This window comes from Chryseobacterium phosphatilyticum (assembly GCF_002899825.2).
GTDB lineage: Bacteria > Bacteroidota > Bacteroidia > Flavobacteriales > Weeksellaceae > Chryseobacterium > Chryseobacterium phosphatilyticum.
Map to the genome: position 1 here is coordinate 1 of NZ_PPED02000114.1, position 442 is coordinate 442.

A 442-nucleotide genomic window follows, 5' to 3' on the forward strand; every position below is an offset into this window, starting at 1 on the left:
TGCATCACCCCCGTCTCCGCGGCGGAAGGCCAGGAGATCACGACAATCGAGGGGCTCTCGCCCGACGGCAACCACCCGGTTCAGGTGGCGTGGCGCGACCTCAACGTCGCCCAGTGCGGCTACTGCCAGACCGGCCAGATCATGCAGGCGGCGTCCCTCCTCAAGGACAGCCCGAAGCCGACCGATCAGCAGATCGACGAGAACATGAGCGGCGACATCTGCCGCTGCGGCACCTATCCGCGCATCCGCGCCGCGATCCATCAGGCTGCCGGTCAGGCGCCCGCCACCAAGGGAGATCGCCTGTTATTTACCAAGCCAAGCTGATGGCCGAACTCCTCGCCTCGCTGAACGCCGCCGGCCCGGTCCTGATCGACAATGTCAGACGCCGCGGCATCCTCGGCGGCATTGGCGCCCTGCTGCCCGCCCTCCCGCTCTCGGACCG

1 protein-coding gene is annotated in these 442 nt (G+C 68.1%); it reads left to right on the plus strand.

What is annotated here, in order from left to right:
* The coding region (locus C1631_RS25590) for a (2Fe-2S)-binding protein (RefSeq protein WP_228441539.1) at positions 1-324 on the plus strand (324 nt) is incomplete at its 5' end.
* Positions 325-442: the final 118 nt, after the last annotated feature.